Below are 24,064 nucleotides of genomic sequence, written 5' to 3'. Positions count from 1 at the left end.
TATCGAAACCAAAAGCGGGACCCAGCCGCTAAATCTCCGTTTATTCGATTGTGATCCCAACCAGACAATGGCGGCGATTTTACACGCAGGCAGGGAGTTCGTCAAGTGGCGGATCGGTGAACGTTTCTCGATTGGCGGGTCTTGCGGCAGTCCATTGGTCTTGATAAAAAAGACCCGACAGGTACTGAACCTGTCGGATCTTCGATACTCGGTACCCCGCACATGCCGTGTATTGCCGGGTTTTGAACCTGCTTGCGCAGGTGGGTCCTGACCGGGAAACGCCGCCTTGGCTCAGGCCTATCGCGTTATTTCCGTTGAGATAAGGACCCTTTTATGAGGTGTTGGCTCAAAACGTAAGTGCAATATCACGCACATCGCAGGGCACAGTTCTTATACCATAATCCAAAGCACAAGGAAAGAAATTGACGGATTAATCCTTCTCATGAAACAATTGCCCTGAGAGGAATTCTGTGCTATAGAAAGAGGGATGTCCCCGCCTCTATATTCGACGGGGAGATTTGATCCGGTTTTCCGGTTACGGATACACCCTTTTGATCGTCCTTGGGAAGGGAATCGCCTCGCGGATGTGCTCGATGCCGCACAGCCAGGCGACGACCCTTTCCACGCCCATGCCGAATCCCGAGTGGGGAACCGAACCGTATTTCCTTAATTCCAAATACCACTTGAACGCTTCCTCAGGCAGACCCTCCTTTTTGATTCGCACCAGCAGCGCGTCATGGTCAGACATGCGCTCTGAGCCGCCGCAAATTTCGCCGTAGCCTTCAGGCGCGAGCAAATCCACAGATTTGCAAACTTCGGGGCGACCGGGCCAGGGCTCCATGTAAAAGGCTTTGACCGCGCTCGGGTAGCCGTAAACGAACAGCGGTTTGTCGTTTAATTTCGTCAACTCCACCTCGTGCGGGGCGCCGAAATCCATGCCCCATTCGAATTTGAGCAATTCCTTCTTATCGGGATCGGTCTCTTTTTCGTAGAGTTCGATCAGATATTTTGCAGCATCATCGTAGGACATGCGAGGGAAGGGCGCGGAGATATTCTCCAATTTTGTCACATCCCTGCCTAGCGATTTTAACTCGGCGGCGCAATCCCTTAACACAGACTGGACGATGTAGGAAATCATCCCTTCTTCCACTTCCATCAAACCGTCCAGGTCGCAAAAGGCGATCTCGGGTTCGAGCATCCAGAACTCGGTCAGGTGGCGGCGTGTTTTTGATTTCTCCGCGCGGAAGGTGGGACCGAAGCAATAAACTTTTCCAAAAGCGAAGATGTTGGCTTCGTTGTAGAGTTGCCCGGTTTGTGCAAGAAAAGCCGATCCTTCATCGAAATATTCGGTCTCGAAAAGAGTCGTCGTCCCTTCGGCAGCGGCGGGGGTCAGGATGGGCGTGTCGAGATTGAAGAAGCCCTGTCCATCCAAATACTCGCGCACCGCGGACATGACCCGCACGCGGACGCGCAGGATCGCCCATTGACTTTGCATCCGAATCCACAAATGACGATGGTCGAGCGCGAAATCGGGACCGTGGTCTTTGAGCGCCATCGGATAATCAACGTCCGCGGCTTGGACGACCTGCAAGTCCTTGATGCCGACCTCGAACCCGCCAGGAATGCCGGGCGCGCGCTTATCTTCGCGCACGGAGCCGGTAATGACCACCGACGATTCCTGCGGCAGTTTGGAGACCGTCTCGAATAGTTCGGGCGTCAGATCGCCTTTGAAGGCGACGCATTGTATGAAGCCCGAACCATCGCGCACGAGCAAAAAGACCAGTTTGCCCTTATCCGTGCGATTGTAGACCCAGCCCTTGAGGACGACATCCTGCCCGATGTAGTTTGATATTTTTGAAACGCTGACGTATTCAGCCATGAAAAATCCTTTAGAATTATTTTTTTTTCAATTATAGCAGATGAGATTTAATAAAATGTGGCGATGGAAAGATCGGGTGAAATCTAATAAGTATGTCACCCTGAGCCGATAGGCGATAGATCTCTGCGACAGCCGGATTCATGCTTCGCCGCAAAGCGGCTCAACATGACAAGACCCTGGTACTTCACGATTAAACCTTTCGTGGTATTCACAATATGGACGATAGGTTAGAACTCGTGAATTATCTTTTCAACTTCTTCGTCGCCTTCACGGAGTCAACGATGATCTCTTTGAGCACTTTCTTATCCACGTCTGCCAGCTTTTTGATGTACAAACATACCTTTGCCGTGGAATGTTTGCCGAGTTTTTTGAGGTGGCTTTCATAGGTGTCAGAGGCGGGGTCGACGTAAAGGGTGATATATTGCTTGCGGGGCGAAAAGGCGATCAGGGGCCAGGGCAGTTGGCTTCCATTGGCGTAGGTCAGCATGTATTCCCCAAAACCCACAATGCTGCCGCCCCACATGGCAGGCTCCGCTTTGGTGGCTTGCTTCATCATCTTCACAATTTCGAAGCAATCGGCGCGGGTCCCTTCGTTGGGGATGCTCTCCAGAAACGCCTTGACACTTGCCTTTGTTTTTTGAGTTTTTGGCTCTGCCATCGGGTCAACTCCTTATACTAAAAGGTGGCGTGATTTTAGCATATCCGTTCTATTTTTCGCAGGTCAAATTACTCCTCTTTGAGGACTTCGCAATCCGACTATTGTTATTTCTTTCGCCCCGCCAGCCCATTCACCATCAACTCTTTCGCAACGGGGGCAGGGTGGCGTAATTAGCATAGATTGAGTATCATTCAGAAAGATTGGATGGGCTTGTCTCTTCACACGGACAACTTTACCCAATTTTTTTCAAAGCACCATATTAAAGGAACATGGGATTAATATATGATTTCAAAACCAGCAAAAACCATTAGACCCTCAAGTTTAAACTTTATCGTGCCGCCAATTGTGCTGTTATTATATTGCGTTATTTTTTTATTTTTTTCCTCCCGCTTTTCCCTCCAGGGCGTAAATTATTTTTTCGTTACCGGTCTTCAAGAATTTACATTACTGCTGACAATAGCCATTTGGCTGTTGTCTGGATTAATTTCGAGATCCGACAACAGGGATGGAGCTCGGTTCAGGCATTTGACTAGAAAGTTTTATCTTGAGGATCTGTTTCTCCTTTTACTTCCATTGACACCTGTTATTCAATATATCCTGAACAACAAGGAGATTCTGTCCTCAACGGATTCCCTTTACCTGGCGGTTTTCTCCGCTCTTTTTGCGGGGATTTTTATACTAGCCATCCCTGCTTTGTTTGGAATTTTGATGCCGAATAGGATACTGATAGCCCTGGGGTTGGCATTTACTATTACCATAACCAATATGGCTTCCATCAGTAATTACTATAACTGGTTTGAAAAAGGGGTCCTTTGGATTCAATTATTATTCTTTAGTGTTGTCTTTCTGATGGCTTGGATATTATTATTGAATGCAAAATGGTTGTTGCACGCATTTATCATTATTAATTTTGTGGTTAATAGTTCGATTCAGTTTCAATCGCAGTCCGTCGTGGCGGCTAGCCAATCCCCTCTTTTTGAAGGGAACAAATTATTGCCCCTTGTGGAGGGTAAAAATCCTGAATTTTCGCCGAATATTTATTTGCTTATCTATGATGCTTACGTACCTAATGAGACAATGTTGGGCTATGGTATTGATAATAGTGCTCAGGAGGAATTCCTGACCACACAGGGGTTTATTCTCTATCCACATACGTATTCTGTTGGTGCCGCGACTATTCCAACCATGAATAGCGTTCTAAACGCGACGGCGGAATATTATGGCAACGAAAGAAGGGCGGTCTCTGGGGATGGCGTAACACAAAAGTTATTACGAGACATTGGTTACGAGACATATGGCGCATTCTGGTCCGATTACTTTTTTAGCGGATATGAAGAAAATTATGATTATTCATTTCCAGGTGACGTTACCCCGCCACTCGCCAGGCTTTCCAAGGCGATTTTTCTTGGGGAGTTCAGGTTTGATATTGAGAATGTTGGATATCAAGAAGTGACCAGGGATCAATTTATTGAAGCGAAGCGGGATTTTTTCAAAGAGGTTGCGAGTACACAGGGATTTATTTATATGCATACTGACGTCCCCACTCACAGTCAGAATTCAGGGGCCTGCCTGCCAAATGAGACCGAATTATTTGAAGAAAGGTTGGAAACCGCCAACATCGAAATGAGACAGGATGTTGATCTGATACTTAAGGAGGACCCTCAGGCAATTGTGATTATCGCAGGTGATCATGGTCCCTATCTAACCAAGAATTGCTATGAGACCACAGACGATATTTCAGAGATAACCCGCCTTGATATTCAGGACAGGCATGGCACCTTTTTGGCTGTCAGGTGGCCGACGGGGGATTATGTGGCATATGACGATATAACCGTTTTGCAGGATGTTTTTCCGGCAGTATTTGCTTATCTTTATAAAGATGTAACAATCCTGGAGGCAAAGATTGAACCATTAATAACGGCTCCCTATGCTACCAGTGGAGCCGCAGTAGACGATGGAATAATCGTGGGAGGCATGGACGACGGCGAGCCATTATTTTTGTCGGATGAATAATCGCGGGTTTTTTGTAGTGATTTACGATTTCTTTCGCTCTTCCAACCCCTTCACCATCAATTCCTTCGCCACGTTCGGGTCGGCTTTGCCTTTTGTGGCTCTCGCCACCTGACCCATGAACCATTGGAACAGCGTCTCTTTGCCCGCGTTGTAGTCGTCCACTTCTTTGGGGTTGTCGTTCAAAATCTTCGTCACGATCTCTTGAATGGCGTTCACATCCGTCATCTGCAAGAGATTTTTTTCTTTCACGATCTGTGCTGGGTCGCCGCCATTTTTGAAGAGTTCGGTCAGCACGGTTTTGCCTGCGCTCGCGCCAATGGTTTTATCCGTCACCATGTCAATTAACTTTGCGAGCGTTTCGGGCACGAGAGTCACATCATCAATGCTCAAGCCTGAGTCATTCAAGTAGCGCATGAACTCACCCGAGATCCACGAGTGGATGGTCTTGGCGGGGCTTTTTGAATTTGAGACCACGCTCTCGAAGTAGTCCGCGAGAGTCCGCTCGGAGGTGAGAAAACGCGCCTCGGACGGAGTCAGCCCAAAGTCTGAAATGAAGCGCGATGTTTTTGCTTCCGGCAGTTCGGGCAAGCGGGATTTAATTTCCGCGATCCACGCATCCGATAACTGAAGCGGAGGCAGGTCAGGCTCGGGGAAGTAGCGATAATCGTGCGCCTCTTCCTTCGACCGTTGGCTGGTCGTCACACCCCGAACATCGTCCCAGCCGAGAGTTTCTTGCACGACCGTGCCGCCTGCCTCGTAAATTTTGATCTGGCGTTCGATCTCATATTGCGAAGCGCGGACGAGCGCGCGGAAGCTGTTGAGATTTTTTATTTCGGTGCGCGTGCGGAACTCGTCACTGCCGACGGGACGCACAGAAATATTTGCCTCAAAACGCAGCACGCCTTTTTCCATGTCGCCCGAGTTGACGCCGAGGTAACGCAAAATGGCGCGGACCTTCGTGGCGTAATCGAGCGCGGCTTCGACGGTGCGAATATCGGGCTCGGAGACGATCTCAAGCAAAGGCACGCCTGCACGATTGAAATCAACCAGCGCGTAATTTTTTTCGTGAGAAAGTTTGGCAGTGTCTTCTTCGATGTGAACCCGCCTCACGCGGACCTTGAGTTGATTCTCGCTGCCATCATTGACTTCGAGCCAACCTTTTTCTGCGATTGGTAATTCATATTGCGAAATTTGATAACCCTTGGGCAGGTCGGGGTAGTAATAATTTTTGCGCGCAAAGGTGTTGTGCTTGTTGATGGAGCAGTTCAACGCGAGACCGACCAACGCGGCAAGTTCCGTCGCCTTTTTGTTGACGACCGGCATGGCGCCCGGCAACCCCGTGCAGACCGGGCAGATGTTCGAGTTCGGTTCCGGCGCGGAGCCATAATCCGCAGAGCAACTGCAGAACATTTTGGAGTTGGTGAGTAACTCGCCGTGAATTTCAAGTCCGATGACAGGTTCGTAGGTTGGTTTCATAGTTGAGTGGTCTCGTTAGTTAGTGAATTGACGATGGACGATAGACGACTGACGATGGAAAATCGCAGGTCAAAAGTCGAAGGTCTATCGTCCGTGGTCTGTGGTCAATGGTCTATTTCCGTTTGCTATAATAACTTTACTTGTGAAAAGGAGCCTTACTTATGAATGCAGATGCCTTTTGCCATTTTTACAACTATCACTTTGCCGAGAACCGCAAGATCTTGGAACATGTCGCTGCGTTGACCTTTGAGCAATTTACTCAGAAAATGGATTACTCTCGCGGCTCAATTCGGGAGCAACTCGTCCACCTTGTTGATGTGGAGGATGTTTGGATCAGCGAGTTGCGCGGCGTTCAGCCGTCTGAGCCGTTGCCAGAAACAACTGAGGTCGATGACCGTGATGCCATCCGCTCGTTGTGGGATGTGGTCGAGCAGAACACTCGTGCCTATCTGGCAAACTTACAGGATGACCAGTTGTTCTCCAAGCCGATCACCGATCCCGAAGAGGACAAGGACTTGATCGTCTGGCAGGTCTTGCTTCATATTGTTAATCACGCCACCGATCATCGCGCTCAACTTCTGCGTGCCTTGCACGATCTGGGCGTGGATACGAAATATCAGGATTATATTTTTTACGTGTACGAACATCCGTGACCATGGACGATTGACGGTGGACGATGGGTAAGGTAAAAAGTCGAAGGCGTATGGTCTATCGTTCTTCATCTATCGCCGTAAAGTCCGTTGTGCTTGCTCCAATTCGTTTTATAAACCTGTAACCACGATTCCGACAACTGCCGTGGCTACGCCAATTCCTTGTGTTTTGGTGATTCTTTCCTTAAGGAAAATGATCGCCAATAAGATTGTAACTATCGATAGAGCGGATGCGATGGGAGTGATCAGGATCGCGTCTCCGATAGTCAAACCGTAGTTGACAACTGCAACCGATCCCGCTTCAATCACACCCATGACGAAGATGGCAGATATGGTTTTTCCGGCGGTGCCCGCCAGACCCATCCCGCGCTTTGAAATTGCGAAAAAGAGCAGCATAAAAACAACGATGCCCAATTTGATCAACGCCGTGCTGACCAGCCAACCGACTTCTTCCACGATGGTCTCGCTGACATTCCAGTAAATGCCGAAGAAGAAGGCTCCAGCAATGGCTTCCCTGACCCCTGTAGAAAGTTGAAACTTTCGCTGTTGGATCTCGCTCCAGTTCAGGGATGCGAGTGTCACACCCGTAAGGATCATCAGGACGCCGACGGTTTGGGTGACAGTAAGACGTTGTCCCATGAAGGTGAAGGCGAACAACATGGTGAACACCGCCCACAAGTTCATGGTGGCGGCAACAATGGACATGTTGCCAACCTCAAAGCCTTTGAAGAAGAACAAATAGCCTGCCGAGTAAAGAAGCGCCGCGACGGGGAAAAGGAAAATCACAACTGAAGGGATGTCCATGCTGGGGGATATTAAAATGGCGAGTAAAAGCATGGATGCCAGCCCAGCCAGTTGTGACCAGAAAAACGATTTGTAAGGTCCGATCTGTTTGGCGAAAACGCCGCCCAGAAAATCATACAATCCCCACCCAAACATGCCTGTTATTCCAGATAAGATGCTGAGTAGTGTAATGCTCATAAGTTGGGACTTTGCTTATGCCAATCGGTGACTTGTTGATACGCATAAGCGACTTGGAATAACGTTTGCTCATCCAAGTGCTTACCGATGAGTTGCATGCCAACGGGCATGTCCTTGGAGAAGCCAGCGGGGAGCGCAAGGGCAGGGACGCCAGCGGGATTCGTCGCAACGACATAAATATCCGAGAGGTACATTTCGAGCGGGTCGCTGGTCTTTTCGCCGAGTTTGAAGGCGGTGGTGGGACAGGTCGGGGCGAGGAGAATGTCCACTTTGGAAAAAGCAGTTTCAAAGTCCCGACGAAGAAGCGTGCGCACTTTTTGCGCCTTCAAGTAATACGCGTCATAATATCCCGCTGAGAGGGCATACGCGCCAAGCATGATCCTGCGCTTGACCTCATCGCCAAAACCTTCGTGGCGAGTCTTGAGATAGATGTCGATGACATCCTTCGCACCTTCCGAAATGGAGAGACCAAAACGTGTGCCGTCCATGCGGGCGAGGTTGGAACTGGCTTCGGCGAAGAGCAGAAGATAGTAAACAGGCAAGCCGTATTTGGTATGGGGGAGCGAGACTTCGTGAATCTCCATGCCGAGTTTTTCGTAGGTTCGAATGGCTTCCTGCATGGCGGACTCAACGCCCGCTTCCATGCCAGCTACGAAATATTCTTTCGGGATCCCAAGTTTCATTCCCTTGACGGGCTTGTTGATGTGTTGAGTGTAAATAGGAACTGGTGAATGATACGTGGTGCTGTCGTGCGGGTCGTGACCGGCGATGTGTTCAAGGACAGTCGCGCAGTCGTAAGCATCGCGGGCCATGGGACCGATGGAATCGAAGGAAGAAACGAGAGCGATAAGTCCGTAGCGAGAGACACGACCATAAGTTGGTTTGATTCCAGTGACATTACAAAATCCCGCGGGCATACGGACCGATCCCCCCGTGTCTTCGCCGATGGTGAAGGTAGCGAGGCTTGCCGACATTGCCGCCGCCGCGCCGCCGCTCGAACCACCAGGGACGCGTTCGAGATCCCACGGGTTGTGCGTGGGGAATAGCGCAGAGTTTTCACACGAAGACCCCATGCCGAACTCGTCCATGTTGGTCTTGCCGACGAGGACAGCGCCAGAGTCTGCGAGTTTGTTCGTGACGGTGGCGTTGTACTGCGGAACGTAGTTCTCAAGAATCTTGGAGGAGCATGTCGTGCGGACGTCACGCGTGGAGATGCAGTCCTTCATTGAAAAAGGAATGCCCGTCAGCGGCGTGACGTTCTCGCCTTTGGCAATGCGCTCATCGGCTTTCCTGGCTTGCTCCAGCGCGAGATCATCCGTGACGGTGACGTAGGACTTGACCTTCTTGTCCACGTCGTGGATGCGGTCAAGCATGGCTTGGGTCAGTTCGACGGAGGAGATTTTCTTGGTGGTGAGAAGTTCGTGAGCTTCTCGGATGGTGAGGTTGGTTAGTTGCATAGGCTACACCGAAAGTTGCGAGCGTAATTGCTTGAATTGATTTTGGATTTTATTGGTCAAAGCTTGTTTTTGCTCAAGAGATAATAGGCTGGCGTTCAGAGCATTGAAGGTTAATTTTTCGATGAGATTCATGTCCCAATGATGGAGTCCCTGTAATTGAAGGAATTCATTCGTGAGGGTCGTGTTGAACATGGGCGGGTCATCGCTGTTGATGGTTATAAATAGATCTTCGTTCAACAACTGGGTAAGGCTATGCTCTTCAAGAGACGGATAAACTTTGAGGCAAATGTTGCTGGTCGGACAGACCTCCAGCGGGATTTGCTTTTCTCGCAAGTGCTCAACAAGGTTTGGGTCCTCGATAGCACGCACACCATGACCGATCCGCAAACTGTCTGCAAATAGGAATGCCTGCCAGATGCTTTCAGGTCCCATTGTCTCGCCAGCATGAAGAATGCAGGGAATCCCCTTTGCGCGAACCTTATCAAATGCCGTCTTGAATTTTTCGGGCGGGTTTCCGATCTCTGGTCCGCCCAAGCCAAGGGCGATCAATAATCCGTCTCCATATCGTTCGATAACCCAATCCGCAACTACGTCGCCTTCCTTGGCAGGGATCATTCGAGGAATATCAACAATGATTCCCAAATCCACGCCGAGCTCTTCATTCGCCCACAAACGCGCCCGTTCTACAGCGTCCATTTGCTCGTGAAAACCCAGTCCGCTGGCGGCAAATTGGCTGTATGGTGTAAAGGTCACTTCACTGTAAAGGATATTTTGTTTTGCCTGTCCAATCAAGAATTCTCGCGCGATTAATTCAATATCATCCGCATGGCGAAAACAACCAGCGATGATGCTGTAAATTTCAATGAAGTGATCGAAGTCCTTGAAGATATACCATTCCCTCAGTTCATCCAGATTATTAGCAGGAAGTGCAATGTTATTTTTTTGGGCGAGTATCAATAATGTTTCTGGAACAACCGAACCTTCAAGGTGAACATGAAGTTCCACCTTGGGCATTTGCTCAATGAAATCCTTGATCTGGATTCCCATGTTTATTGCTCGTCGCCTAAGACGGTCGGGACCTTGACATACCCGCGCTCTGAATTTGGCGCGTTCTTGAGGAATTCTTCGCGGCTCATGGACGGTTTGACTTCGTCTTCGCGCAGCACGTTTTCGGCGTTGGCGATATCCGAAACGGGCAGGACATTGGATGTGTCGACTTCATTGAGCATATTGAAATAGTCAATGATGGAGGAAAACTGTCCGCTGAATTTTTGCGCTTCCTCTTCGGAGATTCCGAGGCGAACGAGGAATGCGACGTGCTTGACGGTTTTGGTATCGATGGTCTGGGTCATATATCCTCTTTACCACGAAGTGTCACAAGGGAACACGGAGGAAAAGATTTTAAAGCCTTCGTGCATCTTCGTGACCCTTTGTTGTGAATTGCTTTCTACATCTCAAAGTGCAACACGCTATCCAATCCGCGGCGCAGACCGACAAACGAACTGACTTTGCGGATTGCCAATAAAGAACCATCCACATAAGGCTGGGCGCTGGTACCTGAATCGTGACGGAGGGTCAGCCGTTGGTCGGGCATGCCGAAGATGACTTCAGCCGAAATGGTGTAACTGGGCAATCGCAGAGAGTGTACCTGCGAACCGCTCATCCGTGCGCCGCGCGTCTCTTTGACGCCCTGTATTTCTTCCAAGGGCACGGTCAGCTCCGAAGAGCGGACCTTTGACAGCCGATTCGCCAACTCACGCACCGTTCCGCTGGGGGAGTCCTTTTTGCCATCGCTGGCGAAGTCGATGATCTCCCATTGCGGAATGAAGCGCGCCGCAATCTCGGCGAACTTTTGAAGCAGGACAACGGTCAAGGCAAAGTTGCCGACAGCCAGAACACCACGCTGAGATTTGTCGGCAAAAAATGCAATTTCGGTGTAGTCTTCGTCCGTCAATCCCGATGTGCCAACCACGACGTGCGCTCCGTGCTGCAAGGCGCTCAGCACGTTTAATTTCGCCACATCCGGCTTTGTGAATTCAAAGAACACATCACACGGTCGAGCTGCCAATGCTTCCTGTGCCGTTGCATAAATGGGGCAAGCCAAACTTGACTCGTTCAACGCCTCGCCAAGCGTCTTGCCAGCATGGGTGCGTGAAACCGCAGAGACCAGCACAATGTCATCTAATTTAGCAATTGTTCTGGCAACCGCAGACCCCGCCCAACCTGTAGCGCCAGCAAGACAAACTCGAATGGTCATAAATATGCTTCCTTCTCGTAGTGTTGGATCATGAACTGTAAAAAACGCATACCAGCCAGCACTTGATGAATCCTTTGCTCAGTCAATGTCCCGATATATTCACCTAATTGCATTTCGTCCACTGTATTGACTTGTGACGCAACGATGACACTTTGTTTTGGAAGACCAGCTTCACCTTCATCGAGCAGTACATTGCCAGGGTCCTTGGCGCGCTTTAGGTTTGTGGTCAAAGCACAAACGGCCACTTTATTTTGTACGTGTACCTGAATGACAACATGCGGATGAATGTGATCGGATCCGATCCCGTTTGTTTTATTTGGTGTGATCCAAAACACATCACCTTGTTTGGCGCCCATCGACACATTACCTGACTTTTGATTGTGCCTTCCGTTGCTCATCGTTCTCTTCCAACTGTTTGCGTATCCAGCGCATCAGGTTGATCGCTTTATGTTCGGGCTTGAAATAAGCACCAACTGTTTCTTCGAATGGAACAGGAAAACGAAAACCATCGACGTCATACCACAGCGCTCCGTCGGTGCAGTATACAAACTTCGCTGTTTTATTGACGATCAATTCTTTTATGTTCATGGTTTCCTTTTCTTTCCTGTTTTATCCTAACTAAATTTGATATGTAGTTCTTTCAACTGCTTCGGCTCCACCTCAGACGGAGCATCCGCCATCACATCGCGTCCGTTCTGGTTCTTCGGGAAGGCGATCACTTCGCGGATGTTCGGTTCGTCCGCCAGCAGCATCACGAGACGGTCAATGCCCGGAGCCATGCCGCCGTGCGGGGGAGCGCCATACTCGAACGCCTCCAGCATGTGACCGAATTTCTTCTGAATATCCTCGTCACTCAAGCCGAGCAACTGGAACATCTTCATCTGAATATCGCGGCGGTGAATACGGATCGAGCCTGAGGCGGTCTCATATCCGTTACACACCATGTCATACGCATCCGAAAGCACCGCGCCAGGATCGGTATCGAACTTCGGCAGGTCTTCCATCTTCGGCATCGTGAACGGATGATGTTCCGACTCCCATGTTTGCGTTTCTTCATTGAACGCAAAGAACGGGAAGTCCACAACCCACGCGAATGCCATCATATTTTTATCTGCCAAATCCAACCTATCGCGGAACCAGAGGCGCAGCCCGCCCAGCGTTTTGTTGACCACCGCGCGGGCATCAGAAGCGAAGACGATCAGATCGCCGACTCCTGCTCCCGTTTTTTCTTTCAACGCTGCCAGTTCTTCCTCCTTAAAGAACTTTGCCGCGCTTCCTTTCACGCCCTCGGCTGTTACCGCCAAATAGGGCATTCCCTTCGCCCCAAACGACTTCGCCACTCCGGTGAGCGCGTCGAGTTCCTTGCGTGACATCTCCGCAGACTTGGGAGCGACGATGCACTTGATCACACCGCCCGCCTCCAACGCAGACTGGAAGACCTTGAACTCACTCTTCGCTAAAATATCGGTGACGTCGATCAACTCCATGCCGAAGCGCAGGTCGGGTTTGTCTGTGCCGAAGCGCTCGAGCACTTCCTTATAAGAGAACTTGGGCCACGGCGAAGAAAACAACTTCTTGTAAGGCGCCACTTCAGGCAGCATCGCCGTGAACAGGCCTTCGACCAGATCCAACACATCGTCGCGTTGCACGAAAGACATCTCAAGGTCTAGCTGTGTGAATTCGGGCTGACGGTCGCCGCGCAGGTCTTCATCGCGGAAGCAGCGCGCGATCTGGAAATATTTGTCCATGCCTGCCACCATCAGCAATTGTTTCAACTGCTGGGGCGACTGGGGCAATGCGTAGAACTGACCCGGGTAAATGCGGGAAGGAACGAGGTAATCGCGCGCGCCTTCCGGAGTCGCTTTGAACATGATCGGCGTTTCGATCTCGATAAAGCCTTCTTTATCGAGATAGTCGCGCATGAACTTGACGATCTTATGCCGCAGCACCATATTCCTGGTCAGGCGTTCGCGGCGCAGGTCAATGTAACGGTATTTCAAACGCATGTTCTCGTCGGGCAGGTCGTTATCGGTGTTGACCATGAACGGCGGAGTCCTGGACGGGTTGAGTACGGTCACATTTTTGGCAATGACCTCTACTTCGCCCGTTTCCATTTTGGGATTTTCCATCCCTTCAGGGCGTTTTTGTGCCACGCCTTCGATCTGTAAAACCCACTCATTGCGCACATCTGCAACGAGATCAAGCATTTCTTTGGGCAAGTCGGGATTGATGGTGACCTGAACAATGCCTGCGCGGTCACGCAGGTCAAAGAATGCCACCCCGCCGTGATCGCGGCGTCGATTTACCCAGCCTGCGAGTGTGACGGTCTGCCCGGCATGACTGGCTCTTAATTCTCCACAAAGATGAGTTCTGTACATTCTTGCGCCTCCGAAAGGATTATGTCATTGCGGGGAGATTGCTTCGAGCGGAATTGTGCCGCTCTCGCAAATGACATGGAATAGATAAAATAAATCGCCCTGCGCTTCTGCGTCGGGCGATTGGCTTGACTTGATTTGCGTTGTCAACTAGCAAGGCTTCGCCCAACGATAGGGGAGATCGTCATTATCATTATTATTATCGTTGTTGGCAAAGTGGATCGGGTGCTTCATCGTGGCGGGATTATAGCATGAGAAGCCGCGATTGTTCGAGGCAAGTTGCTAAACGCTCGGATTCTCGTCTGCGCGTAGCCAGTTCATCGGAAGAGCTAGTCTGAAACCGAATCAGCCCAATAGTGAACATTTTTTGGCAGGATTCAAGTAAAGGGAGGATAAATGCAACCAATGGGCTACCCGGATACAGGTCCGTCATGAGGCGGGGACCTTGATCCATTAATGAGATTCCAATACTCATCCGTTATCATGTGGTTTCGCATCATGAATCGAACGGCAGTTTTGCCGAAGTAAGGAGGTTCCAATGGTTACCACAATATTCATTACCGGTATCGCTCTTTTCGTATTGTACGGCTTGATTTCATCGACCGAAAAAGTATTGAGCGACCGCAAGAAATATGTTGTGATCGACGAACGCATAGTGGATCATCGTTCGCGGTTGTGAGGCATGCGTACATGTATTGAAGAGGAGGGCGCCCGACCGGCGCTCTCCTCGTTTAATGGGATGTCTGGAAAGAATTCTTTTATTGCACGCAGCACCGGGAAGAATCTTTTCAGGTCCTTCGGTGATCCCTTCTGTATAACAATAACAGGTTCGCAGGGAGGCTAATCAAATAATGAGATAAACTGTACGAACAAGCGGTGGCGGTCATCCTGAACATTCGGCAACTCCCCCTGCTATAATTTCCCTGGCATGAAGATTTTACTCATCAACCAGGTCTTTGTCTCACCCGAGGAGCCGGGGCATACCCGTCATTTTGAGATGGGTAAATTCCTCAAAGAACGCGGGCACGAACTTATCATCGTCGCCAGCGATCTGAATTATCAGACCGGGCAACGTACTGTGGAGCGCAGCGGACTTTACACCGAGCAGAACATAGACGGTATCCGTGTTTTCCGTTCATACATGTACCCCGCCATTCATCGCAGTTATTTCTGGAGGGTGATCGCCTTCTTCAGTTTCATGTTCTCATCCATACTCACTGCCCTGCACCTCAAAAATGTGGACCTCGTGCTGGGCACCACGCCCCCGATCTTTCAAGCCGTTTCAGCCTGGGTGGTGGCGGCACTGCGCCGCAAACCTTTCCTGCTCGAAGTGCGCGACCTGTGGCCCGAGTTTGGCATCAGCATGGGCGTGTTGAAGAATCCCATCATCATTGCGCTTTCACGCTGGCTCGAAAACTTCTTATACAAACGCGCCGATCACATCTTGGTTAACTCGCCTGCATATCGTGAGTACATGCTTGCAAAAGGTGTGCCTGCCAACAAAGTCACCTACATTCCATACGGCACCGATGTGGACATGTTCAACCCGTCTATTGATGGTTCGTCCATTCGCAAAGAACTCAACCTCGAAGACAAATTCGTGGTCTTGTATGCGGGGGCGCTGGGACAGGCAAACGATATTGATACGCTGCTTCGTGCGGCAGAAAGATTGAAGAAAGAAGAACGAATTAATTTTTTATTATTCGGCGACGGCAAAGAAAAAACACGCCTCGAAGCCGAAGCGCAAAATAAAAATCTCACCAACGTCATCTTCGCGGGCACGCGCCCTAAAAAGGACATGCCTCGCATCGTTGCCTCCGCCGATGTTTGTCTCGCCATTTTGCAAGACATTCCCGCCTTCCGCACCACCTACCCAAACAAAGTCTTCGACTATATGGCAGCCGGTCGCGCCAGCATCATCGTCATCGACGGCATCACCCGCGATTTGATCGAGTCGTCGAATGGCGGCGTCTACGTCCACCCGGCGGATGATGCCATGCTTGCACAGAAAATTCTCGAACTCTCGCAGAACCCCGCGCAGGTGAAAGAGATGGGTGCGAACGCCCGCGAGTATCTCGTGAAGAATTTAGATCGCCGCGATAGGTTGAATGAAACCCTCAACTTGCTAAAATCATTAACCACAAAGGAGCACTAAGGGTCACAAAGGATTTCCTTCGTGGTTGAATCTTTCATGAAAATACTCGTCACAGGCGGCACTGGATTCACCGGCTCTCGCCTCATCCCGCTCCTCCTCAAAAGCGGATTCCAAGTCCGCGCCTTTGTGCGCCCCACAAGCGACCGGTCGCCTCTTTCTACGCTGACAGTGGAGTGGGCGACAGGAGACTTCGCCAACCCTGAAACATTCACCGCCGCCCTGCGCGGCGTGGACGTGCTCGTCAACATCGCATCACTCGGGTTCGGGCACGCAGAATCAATTCTAAGGTCCATGAAAGAGGCGGGCGTGAAGCGCGGAATTTTCATCAGCACCACCGCTATCTTCACGCAGTTGAACGCAGGCAGCAAATCCGTGCGTCTTGCCGCCGAAGAAGTCATTCATGCCAGCGGGCTGGACTACACCATCCTGCGCCCGACCATGATCTACGGTTCTCCGCGTGACCGCAATATGTGGCGGCTGATTCGTCTGCTCAGAGTGACACCCATCCTGCCCATCTTCGGTGACGGCGAGTCGTTGCAGCAGCCCATCTTCGTGGACGATGTCGCTCAAGCCGTGCTGCTTGCCCTGCAAAACGACGTGACCATCCGCAAGAGTTACAACATCGCAGGCAAAGCCCCGCTGACGTATAACCAGGTCATCGACACGGTGGCATCTGCGCTCGGCAAACGCGTGTGGAAGTTGCACCTACCCTACATGCCCATCGTCCGCGCCTTGCAATTCACCGAGCGGATTGGACTTCGTTTGCCCATCAAAGCAGAACAGGTGCTGAGACTCAATGAGGATAAGGCGTTCTCGTACGAAGAAGCACGACGAGATTTTGGATTCAGTCCGCGCAGTTTTGAAGAGGGGATTGGAATTGAAACCCGTATTGACAACGTAAATACAAAAAGGTAAACTGAAACCGATGAAGACAACTTACAAACTTGAAGATATTGACTTTGAATGGGACAGTGAAAAGGCAGAGACAAATGTCCAAAAGCATGAAGTGTCTTTCATGGAAGCCTGCGAGATATTCTTTGATCCATTCATCCGCTCCGTGGAACCGCAAGAAGAAAAAGGCGAGACGAGGGATGCGGCGATCGGTTTGACTCGTAAATGGCGTCTGTTATATGTTGCCTATGTCTGGCGTCGGCTGGCGATAAGAATAATTTCAGCAAGAAAAGCGACAAAAGCGGAAAGAAAAAAATATGAAAATCAATAAACTGAAAAAGCGACTGAGCGAGAAACGCTCGATGACATCCATCACGATTCGCATGCCCGATGACGTAATCGCCGACCTCAAGCGCATCGCCCCGCATAAGGGATTTACAGGTTATCAGCCCTTGATCCGCGCCTATATCGGGCAGGGACTTCGCGAAGACCTCGCCGCATTGGACGCAAAACCTGAAGTCACAAAATTAATTGCCAGCCTGAAAAAACAAGGCGTGACCGAATCTGCTCTGACCAAAGCAATGGTCGAAGCAGGTGTGATGGTGCAAAATCAATAATTTCGATGTACACCTTGCACAGAAGAGAAAAGGGAAATGGACGAATATCAGATTAAACAAGTCGAAAAGATCGAAGACCCGATCTGGGAAGCCATCGGTGGGGGCATCAACGCTTTCAACGAAGAGCAGGCGGGACCGGAAAATTCCAAACGCATCTGCTTTGTTGTGTACGACTCAGAAGAAAGAGTCGCGGGCGGAGTCATCGCCCTCGCCTACTGGAACTGGCTCTACATCGACCTGATGTGGCTGCGACCGGACTTGCGCCGCAAAGGCTACGGGGCGCGCCTGCTGGCACTCGCCGAAGAAGAAGCCCGCAAACGCGGAGCACAGCACGTCTATCTCGACACCTTCAGTTTTCAAGCGCCAGAATTTTATAAAAAGCAAGGCTATCGAGTCTATGGCGAACTCAAAGACTTCCCCCACGGACATCAACGTTATTTTATGACGAAGGAGTTGGATTAGTCAGCCCAGGGAATTGCGGCTAAGGTTGGTATAATCCAACAAACATGATAAAAGAATTTGATAGCATCGTGCTTGCTAAAGATTTGAAAGAATATCACCTTGAGCGTGGAGACGTGGGTGCTGTAGTGCATGTGTACGAGGACGGCAAAACCTACGAAGTGGAATTTGTGACTGGCGAAGGGGAAACTATCGCCGTAGCGACGCTTCCCGTCAGTGATATTCGCCCCATGCAGCGTGCGGATATTTTGCACGTTCGGTCGTATGCGTAAATAATTAGAATCTGGGAAATTTTCACAATCTCCCAGATTTATAAATACTAGGATGCCGAACCCAACGGCGAGACGAATCTAGGCGTCGCCTATTCTGATTTGCAGGTGAGAGAGGTTGTGAAATAGTCTCCATTACCTTGAGAGGGATTTACTTGGAGTTAAGAATGTAATTGGAGGATTAAACTACTATGGATAACTCAATAATTTTAGATGCCATAAATCAGCGAAGAAGTTACCCTCTCTTAGGAACATATCAAGACTCTGAAATAAAATATGCTAGAACTCATCTCAAAAATAGGTTCTGACAAAAATAACAATGCAAGCCAGATGAACGAAAGCGAGGTAATTCTCAAGAAAACGATCATAGCGAACCAGAATGCGGCGGTAGTTTTGCAGCCAAGCAAACAAACGTTCCACTTTCCATCGCCTTCGATAGCGGCGTAACTCACGACCATCTTGGGTCTTTGGCTTCTTGCGATTGGATTTGTGCGGTGCAATCAACAAGACGCCCTGTTCAGCTAACTTCTCATCCAAAGGGTCACTATCGTACGCTCGATCTCCAATCAATCGTTCAGGGTTCTCATCCACCAATCGGTCATTCAAGGTCTTCTCGACTAGCTTGACCTCATGCGGCGAAGCACTTCCAACGGATATGGCGACAGGAAAACCAGCGCCATCTGCCACTGCCATGAGCTTTGTACCCTTGCCCCGCTTGGTTTTTCCCACCCCTGAGCCCCTTTTTTAGCCATGACAAAGGTGCCATCGATGAAACATTCTGTCAGATCTAAGTCGCCTCGTTCTTTCACATCCTGTACCAGTTTCCTGAGAATAGTCTCAAATGTGCCTGTTTTGACCCATTCCTGGAACCGTCTGTGGCAGGTTTGGTACGGTGGGTACCGATTGGGCATATCGTGCCAAGGAGCACCAGTTCGCATGACCCAAAGGACACCGTTCAAGATAGCACGGTTATCTACCCTTGGTCTGCCTTTTCCATCTGCCCGTTTTACAGGTTTGGGTAACAAAGGTTCTACAACTTCCCATTGCTCATCTGTAAGGTCCATTGGCTCGCTCCCAACTCGGGTTTGAGCGCCAGTTTACCATTTTTGAGATAACTTCTAAAGAGGTTTTAAAAAAGTCAGAAAATTTTGCTTTATTGGTTTTTCCTGCTGGAATACTTCTTAGTTTGTCTCGGCAAGCCCAAGAATTACGAAAAATTATGTTTGATAAATGGAATGTTGGGGGTATTTTTGATATAGGCTCACTTTTCGAACCAGCTACAGCTATAAGATTTTCTTTGGTCTTGCTGATAAAACAATCACGATCTCGAATATATTTTGGCTCGTTCTCAGGGAAGTTGTTTTCCTCTATTGTTAAACAGAATATTAAGAGTGGCGAGTTTGGCGAAATGCCTAGGATGTCGCCCGAGTTTGAATCTTATTTGAAATCTATTGAATTAATTTTGGCGGAAGGTCAAACTCCCGATGCAACTGACTTTTGTCGTTTCTTTTCTGTTGAATCAAAAATATTTAATAAGGATCACCTCAATATTGAATACTACGACCCTGAATTAATTGAAAACGAAGAATTAATCAAGAGCGAGAAATGGGTGTCATTGAGTTCTGTAGCAGAGGTCTTTTTACCGCGTTCTACACAAAACTCTGGGCACAATTTGTATTCAAAGTATTTTAGTTACCCGCTGCCTAATAATATACCCATGTCAGATAAGATTACAAATATTGTTCTACAAAAAGGAGACATCCTTATTGCGTCAATTGGTTTTCAAAAAGCTTACCTTATACATGATGTGCCTCCATATAAAGAATTGCATCCTTCTCCAACTTTCTTTGTAATTCGACCAAAATCTGATGCCGTAACGCCTTATTATCTATTTTTATATCTTCAAAGTGATACTGCACGTAAATATGCGGAGAGATATAAAAAGGGTGTAATTTTTCAAAGAATAAATTTGTCGGATTTACGGGATTTCCCGATAGTCCTTCCAGATTTGGCTACACAAGAGTATTCCCAAGTTATTTTTGAAAAGATGTTCTTGAATAGCGGTAAAAATCAACTAGATTTATTTAATGATTTGCTTTTCTCGAAAATAGAAATTTCAGAGAAACAGGTGCAACGAGAGTTTGTTTTAGAAGAGCTAGAGACAGTACGGTTGCATAAAAGAGATTTAATCTCAAGTCTTCTGAAAGATGATTTTACAGAAATCAATCAGTGTTTAAATGTAAATGCTTATAAATCTGTTTTGATATTGTGCGGTTCAATCTTAGAAGCAATTTTATTAGATTGGCTTTCCGAGATAGAACAACGTAATTATTTTGAAGAAGAGAAAGATCCAAATCTTAGCGAAGTTATTAAGAGGTTGCAAGCTCAATTAGGTGAAGCAAAAGATGAAGCTGTTAGAATTAAAGACAAACGAAACTTAGTCCACCCTCGAAGGTTACTAAGGAACTTGGAGAAGATTGATAAAAAATTGTGTGCGAATGTTATAAGTGACTTAAGGGTGGTATTACATCGAAGAGGTGTTGAGACTTCTTGATATTTGCAGTCCGCTTTAGCGGGCTTCGTAGGAATAGCCCGACGGTTAACCGTCGGGCGGGACAACAGGGGAGAAAATGACCATCGAAACAGAATCAACTCCAAGTTAAGTCTGAATCGATTTCTCGTTTAGAATCACCCCCGTGACCTCCATCCTCATCTTCGCACTCCTCACCATCCTCTCCGCCCTCGGCGTGTGGATTATCCGTCAATACGCCGAACGCCGCCGCATTATGGACCATCCCAACGAGCGCAGTTCCCATTCTGCGCCCACTCCGCGCGGCGGGGGTGTGGCTATTGTCATCGTCGTCCTCGTGGCGGGATGTGTTGCAGCGATAAACTCAAATCTCACCCATAGCCTCATCTACCTTATCTGCGGCGCGGTCATTGCCTACCTCGGCTGGCGAGACGACATACATTCACTCAGCCCGCGAGTCCGCTTTGCAGTGCAAGGCTTGGTCGCGCTCGTGTCCGTGTTGGGCATGGGCTATTTCAAATCGGTCACCATTCCGCTCTTGGGGCAACTTCCGCTCGGCATCGTCGGCTTCATCATCACCATCCTGTGGATCGTCGGTCTCACCAATGCCTACAACTTCATGGACGGCATCGACGGCATTGCAGGCGGGGTCGCGCTTTCTGCCGCCCTCGGTTGGATGTTCCTCGCCACGCGCACGAGTCACAACTTTGTCTTTTGGGTCGCGCTCGCCATCGCCGCGGGCAGTTTGGGCTTTCTCTTTCACAACTGGTCACCCGCCAAAATTTTCATGGGCGACGCAGGCAGCACCTTCCTCGGTTACACCTTCGCCGTCCTCCCACTCCTCTCTGCCAGCGAAGGCGGCGACGCCCTCATGCTCGGCACCCTCCTGATGTGGACCTTCATCATGGACGCGGGCATCACCTTCATCCGCCGCGCCCTCAAACGCGAGAACGTCTTCGCCGCGCATCGTACCCACCTCTATCAACGTCTCGTCATCGGCGGCTACAAACATGCCCAAGTCAGCGCCCTCTACATTCTGCTCACCCTCCTCGCCGCCGCCCTCGCCTACGCCTGGTCCTGGGGACAACCCTACGCCCCGCCCGTAATTATTATTGGACTTCCGCTTATCTGGATTCTTCTCTCTCGATATGTGAGAAAATTAAACTCGAAGGGCACGAATTAAACCTTTGTGACACTGCGCCTGCACTGTGCGCAAGCACACGTGTGACCCTTTGTGGTGAAAATGCTCAATCGGATTAAAACCCTCACTTCACTCTTCCTCGAACTGGGTCCACGTTGGTCAGCCTTTCGCCTCGCCTACGCCTTCCGCCTCCGCACCGGACTCATCCGCCTGCAAACCCCGCAATACGCATGGGCAGACCGTCCGCTCAAGCATTGGCTCCACCCCTCCATCCCCTCCTATCCCGATTCCTATGTTACATGGCGCAAAACAAATGCCCCTAAATTCTTTGCATCCGTAGGGGCGGTCGCGAAGCATCCCCGCCCTAATGATTACGGCAACACCGCCATTGAAGAAGCAAATCGTCTTTTAAGTGGCGAACTCAAATTCTTTTCACACACATACCATCAAACAGGCTTCCCACCCAATTGGCATCAAATTCCATCCACGCTCAAGCCGCCGTCCTCGGCGGCGGGTTTGGCATATACATCCAACGCCGAGGACGGCGTTGGGAGCAGGACTAAACACTGGTCCCAAATCTCCGACGACTCAACGGCAGACATCAAATTCATCTGGGAACCGAACCGCTTTGCCTTCGTCTACACCCTCGTCCGCGCCTACGCTGCGACACAAGACGAAACGTACTCACAAGCCTTCTGGCAACTGATCCAAGACTGGGCAGACCACAATCCCCCCAACACCGGCGCCAACTGGAAAGACGGACAAGAGATCGCCCTCGGTCTTATGGCATGGACCTTCGGTTTCTACGCCTTCATCCACTCGCCATCCACAACCAATCTACAAATTTCCCAATTTACCCAATACCTCGCATCCCAAACCGAACGCATCTACAAAAACATCGGCTACGCCATCTCCACCCGCAGCAACCACACCATCAGCGAAGCCTTCGGTCTATGGATGGTCGGGCTATTATTCCCCGAACTCAAAGAAGCAAAAAACTATTTCACACTCGGAAAACGCCTGCTCGAAGAAGAAGCAACCAAACAAATCTTCTCCGATGGCAGTTATTCCATGTATTCCCTCAACTACCATCGCTTCATTCTTCATCTTTGTCTTTACGCAATTCGCCTTGCTGAACTCAACAACATCCAATTCTCCAATTCTCTATACTCCTCCATCTCTTCCTCCATCCAATACCTCTCCCACCTCATCGACCCCGCCACCGGACAAATGCCCGTCTACGGCTCCAACGACGGCGCATTAGTGTTGCCGCTCAACAACTGCGACTTCACAGATTATCGTCCACTCTTGCAATTGGGCTCAGTCATCACCACCGGTCAACCCATGTTCGAACCCGGCGATTGGGACGAAGATGTCTTCTGGATTTGCGGAGAACAGTCAACCGTGAAGAGCGCAAAGGACGCAAAGAAAAACAAAGGTTTTCTTCGCGATCTTAGCGAGCTTGGCGGTAAAAGTTTTTCCGATGGCGGCACCTACATCCTCCGCAACACGGACTCCCGCGCCATCATCCGCTGCACCGACTTCACCTCCCGCCCCTCGCACGCCGACCAACTCCACATGGACTTGTGGATGGGCAGTCACAACATCGCTGTTGATGCTGGAACCTATCTCTACTCCGGCGAAGGCATCTGGCGCAATGGACTAGCGAGAACTTCCGCACACAACACCGTGACCGTAGACGGTAAAGACCAAATGACCCTCGTCAGCCGCTTTACATGGACGAATTGGGCAAAAGGCAAAGTTCTCAAGCAATCCGAAAAACTCTGGCAAGGCGAACATGACGGCTACAAGCCCGTCCGCCACAAACGCACGGTCATGGCATTGGAAGGGGACAGGTGGCTGGTCACCGACGATCTCTCTGCGAAAGGACCGCATCACTACACCCTGCATTGGCTCCTGAACGATGTCCCCTTCACACAAAACAAGAACTCGCTTCACCTAAAATATGAAGCGAGTACATATAAAATCCAAACTGGCTTATTGAACGGCGAAGGGAAATTCTCCATTCTTCGCGCTGATCCCAACTCCACCCGCGGATGGCGCTCACGCTATTACGGGCAGAAAGAACCGGCGATCTCCCTCCTGTTTGAAGCCGATCAACCCACCGTCCGCTTTTGGACATTCTTTGGGTTTGAAAATGATGTCGTTGAAATGTCGGGAAACGAAATTCTTATCAATTCAAAGCCTGTTTCCATCGGGGAATAAACCAGTCTGCTGGAGGGGTGACATCTCAAT

At 49.7% G+C, this 24,064-nt stretch carries 23 protein-coding genes, 1 other RNA gene and 1 pseudogene; 12 read left to right on the top strand and 13 right to left on the bottom strand.

What is annotated here, in order from left to right; genetic code table 11:
* Positions 1 to 209: 209 nt before the first annotated feature.
* The 3 genes from ssrS to HS100_00285 all read right to left on the bottom strand — a co-directional run bounded on the left by ssrS (position 210) and on the right by HS100_00285 (position 2,537).
* Positions 210 to 386, bottom strand: a non-coding RNA gene (gene ssrS / locus HS100_00295) — 6S RNA.
* Between the two features lie 149 nt (positions 387 to 535).
* Positions 536 to 1,879, bottom strand: coding sequence for an asparagine--tRNA ligase (gene asnS / locus HS100_00290; GenBank protein MBE7432331.1), 1,344 nt, complete (start codon positions 1,877 to 1,879; stop codon positions 536 to 538).
* 241 nt (positions 1,880 to 2,120) lie between these two features.
* Positions 2,121 to 2,537 carry a DUF1801 domain-containing protein gene (locus tag HS100_00285; protein MBE7432330.1) on the bottom strand — a complete coding sequence of 139 codons (417 nt, stop codon included), beginning with the start codon at positions 2,535 to 2,537 and terminating at the stop codon, positions 2,121 to 2,123.
* A gap of 282 nt (positions 2,538 to 2,819) precedes the next feature.
* Here HS100_00285 and HS100_00280 point away from each other — a divergent pair, with 282 nt between their 5' ends.
* Positions 2,820 to 4,550, top strand: a complete 1,731-nt coding sequence (locus HS100_00280; GenBank protein ID MBE7432329.1) for a hypothetical protein — start codon at positions 2,820 to 2,822, stop codon at positions 4,548 to 4,550.
* A 21-nt stretch (positions 4,551 to 4,571) separates the two neighbouring features.
* Here the strand turns inward: HS100_00280 and gatB are convergent, their stop codons facing one another.
* Entirely contained in the window at positions 4,572 to 6,026 is a 1,455-nt protein-coding gene (gatB, locus tag HS100_00275) for an Asp-tRNA(Asn)/Glu-tRNA(Gln) amidotransferase subunit GatB (protein MBE7432328.1), read from the bottom strand.
* A 161-nt stretch (positions 6,027 to 6,187) separates the two neighbouring features.
* Between gatB and HS100_00270 the strand changes: the two genes are divergently transcribed.
* A complete protein-coding gene (locus HS100_00270) occupies positions 6,188 to 6,679 on the top strand; it encodes a DinB family protein (protein MBE7432327.1) in 492 nt (163 codons plus the stop codon).
* A gap of 108 nt (positions 6,680 to 6,787) precedes the next feature.
* Here the strand turns inward: HS100_00270 and HS100_00265 are convergent, their stop codons facing one another.
* The 8 genes from HS100_00265 to aspS all read right to left on the bottom strand — a co-directional run bounded on the left by HS100_00265 (position 6,788) and on the right by aspS (position 13,749).
* Positions 6,788 to 7,657 carry a DMT family transporter gene (locus HS100_00265; protein MBE7432326.1) on the bottom strand — a complete coding sequence of 290 codons (870 nt, stop codon included), beginning with the start codon at positions 7,655 to 7,657 and terminating at the stop codon, positions 6,788 to 6,790.
* Entirely contained in the window at positions 7,654 to 9,114 is a 1,461-nt protein-coding gene (gene gatA, locus HS100_00260) for an Asp-tRNA(Asn)/Glu-tRNA(Gln) amidotransferase subunit GatA (GenBank protein ID MBE7432325.1), read from the bottom strand. The genes HS100_00265 and gatA overlap by 4 nt, the downstream gene beginning before the upstream one ends.
* A gap of 3 nt (positions 9,115 to 9,117) precedes the next feature.
* On the bottom strand, positions 9,118 to 10,161 hold the full coding sequence (add, locus tag HS100_00255; GenBank protein ID MBE7432324.1) for an adenosine deaminase: 1,044 nt from the start codon (positions 10,159 to 10,161) through the stop codon (positions 9,118 to 9,120).
* A 2-nt stretch (positions 10,162 to 10,163) separates the two neighbouring features.
* On the bottom strand, positions 10,164 to 10,466 hold the full coding sequence (gene gatC, locus HS100_00250) for an Asp-tRNA(Asn)/Glu-tRNA(Gln) amidotransferase subunit GatC (protein ID MBE7432323.1): 303 nt from the start codon (positions 10,464 to 10,466) through the stop codon (positions 10,164 to 10,166).
* 95 nt (positions 10,467 to 10,561) lie between these two features.
* Positions 10,562 to 11,371: a 4-hydroxy-tetrahydrodipicolinate reductase gene (gene dapB, locus HS100_00245; GenBank protein ID MBE7432322.1), complete on the bottom strand. Its 810-nt coding sequence runs from the start codon at positions 11,369 to 11,371 to the stop codon at positions 10,562 to 10,564.
* Positions 11,368 to 11,727, bottom strand: coding sequence for a type II toxin-antitoxin system PemK/MazF family toxin (locus HS100_00240; GenBank protein ID MBE7432321.1), 360 nt, complete (start codon positions 11,725 to 11,727; stop codon positions 11,368 to 11,370). Before HS100_00240 ends, dapB begins: the two co-directional genes overlap by 4 nt.
* Before the next feature lie 7 nt (positions 11,728 to 11,734).
* Entirely contained in the window at positions 11,735 to 11,959 is a 225-nt protein-coding gene (locus HS100_00235; GenBank protein ID MBE7432320.1) for a hypothetical protein, read from the bottom strand.
* A gap of 26 nt (positions 11,960 to 11,985) precedes the next feature.
* Positions 11,986 to 13,749 (bottom strand): aspartate--tRNA ligase, encoded by a 1,764-nt coding sequence (aspS, locus tag HS100_00230; GenBank protein MBE7432319.1) that lies wholly within the window; start codon positions 13,747 to 13,749, stop codon positions 11,986 to 11,988.
* 535 nt (positions 13,750 to 14,284) lie between these two features.
* Between aspS and HS100_00225 the strand changes: the two genes are divergently transcribed.
* The 7 genes from HS100_00225 to HS100_00195 all read left to right on the top strand — a co-directional run bounded on the left by HS100_00225 (position 14,285) and on the right by HS100_00195 (position 18,140).
* On the top strand, positions 14,285 to 14,425 hold the full coding sequence (locus HS100_00225) for a hypothetical protein (GenBank protein MBE7432318.1): 141 nt from the start codon (positions 14,285 to 14,287) through the stop codon (positions 14,423 to 14,425).
* Between the two features lie 249 nt (positions 14,426 to 14,674).
* Positions 14,675 to 15,901, top strand: coding sequence for a glycosyltransferase family 4 protein (locus HS100_00220; GenBank protein ID MBE7432317.1), 1,227 nt, complete (start codon positions 14,675 to 14,677; stop codon positions 15,899 to 15,901).
* A 36-nt stretch (positions 15,902 to 15,937) separates the two neighbouring features.
* The gene (locus tag HS100_00215) at positions 15,938 to 16,816 is read left to right on the top strand and encodes an NAD(P)H-binding protein (GenBank protein ID MBE7432316.1); all 879 of its coding nucleotides are present in this window, start codon (positions 15,938 to 15,940) and stop codon (positions 16,814 to 16,816) included.
* 10 nt (positions 16,817 to 16,826) lie between these two features.
* Positions 16,827 to 17,123 carry a BrnT family toxin gene (locus tag HS100_00210; GenBank protein MBE7432315.1) on the top strand — a complete coding sequence of 99 codons (297 nt, stop codon included), beginning with the start codon at positions 16,827 to 16,829 and terminating at the stop codon, positions 17,121 to 17,123.
* The gene (locus HS100_00205; GenBank protein ID MBE7432314.1) at positions 17,110 to 17,409 is read left to right on the top strand and encodes a hypothetical protein; all 300 of its coding nucleotides are present in this window, start codon (positions 17,110 to 17,112) and stop codon (positions 17,407 to 17,409) included. The genes HS100_00210 and HS100_00205 overlap by 14 nt, the downstream gene beginning before the upstream one ends.
* Before the next feature lie 36 nt (positions 17,410 to 17,445).
* Positions 17,446 to 17,871: a GNAT family N-acetyltransferase gene (locus HS100_00200; protein MBE7432313.1), complete on the top strand. Its 426-nt coding sequence runs from the start codon at positions 17,446 to 17,448 to the stop codon at positions 17,869 to 17,871.
* A gap of 44 nt (positions 17,872 to 17,915) precedes the next feature.
* Positions 17,916 to 18,140: a DUF4926 domain-containing protein gene (locus HS100_00195; protein ID MBE7432312.1), complete on the top strand. Its 225-nt coding sequence runs from the start codon at positions 17,916 to 17,918 to the stop codon at positions 18,138 to 18,140.
* A 288-nt stretch (positions 18,141 to 18,428) separates the two neighbouring features.
* Here HS100_00195 and HS100_00190 read toward each other — a convergent pair.
* A pseudogene (locus HS100_00190) lies at positions 18,429 to 19,201 on the bottom strand (IS5 family transposase).
* Between HS100_00190 and HS100_00185 the strand changes: the two are divergent.
* The 3 genes from HS100_00185 (at position 19,201) to HS100_00175 (ending at position 24,034) form a co-directional block, all read left to right on the top strand.
* Entirely contained in the window at positions 19,201 to 20,691 is a 1,491-nt protein-coding gene (locus tag HS100_00185) for a restriction endonuclease subunit S (protein ID MBE7432311.1), read from the top strand. The pseudogene HS100_00190 and the gene HS100_00185 sit on opposite strands and share 1 nt — an antisense overlap.
* A 142-nt stretch (positions 20,692 to 20,833) precedes the next feature.
* On the top strand, positions 20,834 to 21,850 hold the full coding sequence (locus HS100_00180) for a glycosyltransferase family 4 protein (protein ID MBE7432310.1): 1,017 nt from the start codon (positions 20,834 to 20,836) through the stop codon (positions 21,848 to 21,850).
* Positions 21,851 to 21,910: 60 nt separating this feature from the next.
* Positions 21,911 to 24,034 carry an alginate lyase family protein gene (locus HS100_00175; GenBank protein MBE7432309.1) on the top strand — a complete coding sequence of 708 codons (2,124 nt, stop codon included), beginning with the start codon at positions 21,911 to 21,913 and terminating at the stop codon, positions 24,032 to 24,034.
* The last annotated feature ends 30 nt before the right edge of the window (positions 24,035 to 24,064 follow it).

It is taken from the genome of Anaerolineales bacterium (assembly GCA_015075725.1).
Taxonomy (GTDB): Bacteria; Chloroflexota; Anaerolineae; order Anaerolineales; family Villigracilaceae; genus Villigracilis.
The sequence above is the reverse complement of the archived record's forward strand: the minus strand, read 5'-3'. Positions and strand labels throughout refer to the sequence as shown.

Coding starts and splice junctions, on each gene's coding strand:
- asnS (MBE7432331.1), bottom strand. CDS start 1,879: ATGGCTGAATACGTCAGCGTTTCAAAAATATCAAACTACATCGGGCAG.
- HS100_00285 (MBE7432330.1), bottom strand. CDS start 2,537: ATGGCAGAGCCAAAAACTCAAAAAACAAAGGCAAGTGTCAAGGCGTTT.
- HS100_00280 (MBE7432329.1), top strand. CDS start 2,820: ATGATTTCAAAACCAGCAAAAACCATTAGACCCTCAAGTTTAAACTTT.
- gatB (MBE7432328.1), bottom strand. CDS start 6,026: ATGAAACCAACCTACGAACCTGTCATCGGACTTGAAATTCACGGCGAG.
- HS100_00270 (MBE7432327.1), top strand. CDS start 6,188: ATGAATGCAGATGCCTTTTGCCATTTTTACAACTATCACTTTGCCGAG.
- HS100_00265 (MBE7432326.1), bottom strand. CDS start 7,657: ATGAGCATTACACTACTCAGCATCTTATCTGGAATAACAGGCATGTTT.
- gatA (MBE7432325.1), bottom strand. CDS start 9,114: ATGCAACTAACCAACCTCACCATCCGAGAAGCTCACGAACTTCTCACC.
- add (MBE7432324.1), bottom strand. CDS start 10,161: ATGGGAATCCAGATCAAGGATTTCATTGAGCAAATGCCCAAGGTGGAA.
- gatC (MBE7432323.1), bottom strand. CDS start 10,466: ATGACCCAGACCATCGATACCAAAACCGTCAAGCACGTCGCATTCCTC.
- dapB (MBE7432322.1), bottom strand. CDS start 11,371: ATGACCATTCGAGTTTGTCTTGCTGGCGCTACAGGTTGGGCGGGGTCT.
- HS100_00240 (MBE7432321.1), bottom strand. CDS start 11,727: ATGGGCGCCAAACAAGGTGATGTGTTTTGGATCACACCAAATAAAACA.
- HS100_00235 (MBE7432320.1), bottom strand. CDS start 11,959: ATGAACATAAAAGAATTGATCGTCAATAAAACAGCGAAGTTTGTATAC.
- aspS (MBE7432319.1), bottom strand. CDS start 13,749: ATGTACAGAACTCATCTTTGTGGAGAATTAAGAGCCAGTCATGCCGGG.
- HS100_00225 (MBE7432318.1), top strand. CDS start 14,285: ATGGTTACCACAATATTCATTACCGGTATCGCTCTTTTCGTATTGTAC.
- HS100_00220 (MBE7432317.1), top strand. CDS start 14,675: ATGAAGATTTTACTCATCAACCAGGTCTTTGTCTCACCCGAGGAGCCG.
- HS100_00215 (MBE7432316.1), top strand. CDS start 15,938: ATGAAAATACTCGTCACAGGCGGCACTGGATTCACCGGCTCTCGCCTC.
- HS100_00210 (MBE7432315.1), top strand. CDS start 16,827: ATGAAGACAACTTACAAACTTGAAGATATTGACTTTGAATGGGACAGT.
- HS100_00205 (MBE7432314.1), top strand. CDS start 17,110: ATGAAAATCAATAAACTGAAAAAGCGACTGAGCGAGAAACGCTCGATG.
- HS100_00200 (MBE7432313.1), top strand. CDS start 17,446: ATGGACGAATATCAGATTAAACAAGTCGAAAAGATCGAAGACCCGATC.
- HS100_00195 (MBE7432312.1), top strand. CDS start 17,916: ATGATAAAAGAATTTGATAGCATCGTGCTTGCTAAAGATTTGAAAGAA.
- HS100_00175 (MBE7432309.1), top strand. CDS start 21,911: ATGCTCAATCGGATTAAAACCCTCACTTCACTCTTCCTCGAACTGGGT.